Annotated in this window: 1 protein-coding gene and 1 pseudogene; both read left to right on the top strand. The window is 69.2% G+C overall.

Annotated features, from left to right (window positions below; translation table 11 throughout):
• Positions 1–140 (top strand): annotated as a pseudogene (locus G3N62_RS36215) (lytic transglycosylase); the annotation flags it as partial.
• 246 nt (positions 141–386) lie between these two features.
• The coding region (locus tag G3N62_RS34455) for a DUF4781 domain-containing protein (protein WP_241013286.1) at positions 387–4,486 on the top strand (4,100 nt) is incomplete at its 3' end.

Below are 4,486 nucleotides of genomic sequence, written 5' to 3'. Positions count from 1 at the left end.
CCGATCGCGCGCGCAGGCTGCCGTTGCCGGCTGCCTCCGCCGACCCGCCGTCGTGCCATGCGCGCCCGGTCGTGATGATGTGCCACGGCTTGTCGGCGAGCCAGACGAAGCGGCTGTGCGTGCGGTGTCTCGATCAGTGACCGCATGAGCGCGCGCGGCGCCCTGCACGCGCGTCGCTTTCAGGGGTCCGAACCACGCCGCGCGGCACGGCTGCCGCACGCGGCGCCCGTCTCGTAGCCCGCACGGCGCCCGGGTGCCGGCCCCTTCCTGCCGCTACGAAACAGCGGCGTTCCCGTCGCCGGGTGCGTCCGTACACTCGAACGATCACGTCGCGGCGCGCAGGGCGCCGCGCGTGCCGCGCATTGGGCGGTTCAACGGAGACGAGCATGCTGTTGATCGACGGAGTGGGACTGGGTGTCAACTGGCAGCGCTTCCTGTCGGAAACGCTGAATCCGGTCGTCGCACCGCCGCCCCCGCCGCCTCCGCCGCCGCCGAAAAAGGACGATCCCGCCGCCGGGCCCGCGAGCCCGAGCATCGCCCCGCCGATTCCCGTCACCGCATCGCTGGCCACCGATCCGTCGAAGCCGACCAACGCCGAGATCCAGTCCGCGACGTCGCTGATCCAGAACATGGCCGCGCAATATACGGCGCCGCCGCCCGACATCACCGTCGAAAACGACAAGACGCGCGCGGTGCAGAAAGCGATCCAGGACGCGCAGACGAACTACGACAACGCATCGCAGACGCTGCAGGGCGCGCAGAACGTGCTGCACCTGGTCAACCGCGATCCCGAGTCGACGGCCGACGACCGCAAGACCGCGCAGGCCGACTACGCGAAGGCGCGCACGGCGGCCGACACCGCGCAGCGCGAGCTGAACGTGACCACCGACGCCGGCTACATGATCCTGTACGGCGAACAGGCGAACGCCGACATGCCGGCCGGGATGAAGATCGACGATTCCGGCAAGGTGACGGACGCCGGCGACGCGCAGCACGCGGCCGACCAGCAGTTCAAGACGCTGCTGGCCGCCTTCCCCGATCATGCGAACGATCCGAACTGGGTACCGCAGCCGGGCGACTGCAAGAATCCGCTGCAGATCCGGCTCTACGACGACTGGCAGACCGCCAGCGCGAAGGCGGCCGTGGGCGCGTCGAAATACTTCGCGGACGTCGCGAATTCCAACCTCGCGTATACGCAGTTCCAGTCGTACCTCGCCGATCCGGACTACAAGGCCGCGCTCGATGCGGGCGTCGGGCGGCTGAACGATGCGCTGCAGCCGCTGGAACTGCAGGTCACGATGCCCGATGCCCCCGCTTCGCAGGATGCCGCGCAGCAGGCGGTCACGTCCGCCGCGAAGGATGCGAACTACGCGAACGCCGCGTACGGCGCGGCCAACGACAGCCTGGCGCTCACGAACGCGCAGCAGCACTACGATTCGGCCAGCGGCAAGGAAGGACCGACGGTGGTCGTCGCGAATGCGGTGTCGGACGCGAAGACCGCGCTCGCCCGCGCGCAGACGGCCGCGAACACGAGCGGCGGTTATCTGCAGATGCTGTCCGCGCAGCGGCAGGTCGACGCGCTGCAGGCCGACTATACGAAGAAGCTGGACGCATCCAACGCGTGGCACAAGGACAATCCGCACGCGATGATCAAGGATCCGCAGGTCGATATGGACCTCGGCGATGCGTATGCGAAGCTCGATCAGGCGAAGCAGCAGGCAAGCATCGCGCACGACGGTTTCGTCGTCGCGTACGGTGCGACGCTCGCGCAGCAGTACGACGATCAGGCATCGCAGATCAAGGCGCAGGTGAACGCGCAATCGATATTCACGAAGCCGAGGCTTCAACCGCCGCTGCTGACCCCGTCGCTGTCGACCGCGAACGGCCTGCCGGGGCTGCCCGCATCGTCGTTGTCGACGGCGACGTCGGCCGCTCCCGCCGGCACGCCAACGCTGCCGAGCGCATCGCCGCTGGCCCCGCCGAAGTTGCCCGGGTCCAACGGCGCAGCGTCGCTGCCCGCGTCGCCGCTGCTCGACAGCCCGTTCCTGCTGCCGCAGTCGTCGGGCCCGTCCGCCGCGCAGGCCGGCCCGACGATGCTCGACGTGAAGCGCATGCAGACCGTCGCGGGCGCGATCCGCGCGGCCGACGGCCGGATGTCGGATTCGGTCAACGAGCGCGCGACCCAGCTCGCGCTGTCGCAGGCGCGCATCCAGCAGACGCAGGCGAAGAGCACGCTCGCGTCGGTGCAGAAGCAGTACGACGACTGGGCAGCCGCGAATCCGCCGCCGATGCGTTTTCGCACCGTCGCGGGCGACGACATGATCCCGGCGCCGTCGATGCCGCGGCCCAACCTGTACCAGGACCCGCTCGACAAGGCGAAGGCGGCCGTCACGCAGGCCGACAATGCGGTGCAACGTCTGCAACTGCTGAGCGAGACGTCGCATCAGCAGGTATTGATGGATCAATTCGACGCGGGACTCGACGAGCGGCTGCGCTACGCGGCGCCCGACTCTGACGCCGGCAACGACTACAAGAAGGCGCTGCACGACTTCTACGAGGCGCACCGCGGCGAGCTGTCGAACTCGCTGCTCGACGCGGCGAGCGCGAGCACGCAGAACGGCGATACGATCGCGTTCGGCAAGCTGACCGACAACGAGCAGCGCAACCTGATCGGCGTCGCGCTCGGCATGCAGCCCGACGTGCCGAACACGGCATCGTCGAGCAATGGTTCGGATCCCGTATCGCCGACGAAAGACGATGTCGCGCGCTACACCGACAAGGACAAGCTGTCGACGATCAACAGCGTGCGCGACAAGCTGCTGTCGATCGGCGGCGGCGCGACGACGCAGGTCAACGTGCTGCCGATGGTCTACGCCGCCAAGGATGCCGGCATGACCACCAGCGCGCTGTTCAAGGTCAGCGGCAAGGACGGCACGCAGTACGTCGACGAGACGGCGAGCACCTACAACGACATCAACGACTACATCGACAACAACGAGCTGTCGAAGGACGGCACCGTCGACATCGCGACCGGTCACAACGCGGACGGCTCGCTGCAGCTCGTGTCGAAGGCCGCGCATCACGAAAGCGGCTTCGACAGTTTCCTGAACACGCTGACCAGCACGGGCCTGAACATCGGCATGATGGTCGGCGGGATGGCGCTCGAAGGTCTCGGCACGCTGCTCGACGGCACCGGCATCGGCGCGATCGTCGGCGTGCCGCTGAACATCCTCGGCGCGGGGATGATGTACACGGCGATCGGCGCGACGATGACGAGCGCGGGCCTCGATCTGGCCAACCGCGCCGACCACGGGCGCAGTCTCAATCCGTTTACCGACGCGGGCGCGCGGGCCGACTTCATCAACCTCGTGCCGATGGGCGCGGCGGGCGCCGCGAAGCTCGCCGGCAGCAAGCTGTTCACGCGCGCGGTCACGGCGCTCACGCGCACGCCGAAGGTCGCGTCGGTGCTTACCACCGGCGCGCGCGCCACCGCGGTCGTGACGGGCGTGGGCGGCGCGGTCGAGGCGTTCGGCGAAGCGGGCTACGACTATTTCGTCAAGGGCGACACGAAGGCGGCCGGCGAGCAGCTCAAGTCCGGGATCACCAACGTCGCGCTGATGGCCGCCGGCGGCCTGAAGGAACGCGCGGTGACGTCGGTGCGCACGCACACCGGCCGGCCGGTGCCGATCCGCGGGGCCGACGGCGACACCGTCACGGTCGACAGCCAGATGCTCGGCCGGATCCTGAACAAGGGCGACGTGTCGTCGCTCGCCTACGGCCGCACCCGGGCGACGCTCGACGGGGAAGCCGTGAAGGTGTCGCCCGACGGCATGCTGATGGTCGGCGACAAGATCCTGACCTACGACAACCAACCGATCCGCGTGCTCGACAAGACGTCCAGCAAGCAGATGCCGCCCGGCAAATCGGTGGTGCTCGGCGAGGACGGCACGCTGTCCGTCGTGTCGGCCTCGCCGAAGGAATGGACCAACGGCACGCGCATCGACGACGTGACGGGAACCGGCGAGCGCCTGTCGTTCGGCCCGGACGGCGAGATGACCACGACGCCGAACGTCGTCCCGAAGACGCGGCTCGAACTGCTCGATCACACCCTTGCGCAGACGAGCGAAGCGATCCGGCAGGCAAGCGGCGCCGACACGCAGGCGCCGCGCAGCCTCGCGCAGACGGCCGCCGAAAGCGAAACGGCCAGCACGGCGAACAACGCCCGCAGCACCCAGCGCGCGAGCCAGGAACGCGCGCGCGTCGATCAGCAGCACGACGAAACCGAACTGGACCACACGTCGGCCGCGCGCAACGACCGGCGCAGCGAGGACGCGCAGGCGTTGCGCACGCGGCCCGCCGACCTCGAGGAACCGGCCGGCGGCGGCACGCGAACGAAGACGGATGGCTCGCCGCCGCGCGTCAACGTGAAGATCGTCGACCTGACGGACGAAGCGCCGGCCGCCCGGGCGGCCGCGCGCGATCCGGA

It is taken from the genome of Burkholderia sp. Tr-20355 (genome assembly GCF_017104685.1).
Taxonomy (GTDB): Bacteria; Pseudomonadota; Gammaproteobacteria; order Burkholderiales; family Burkholderiaceae; genus Burkholderia; species Burkholderia seminalis.
This window is presented reverse-complemented; position numbering and strand designations above follow the sequence as displayed.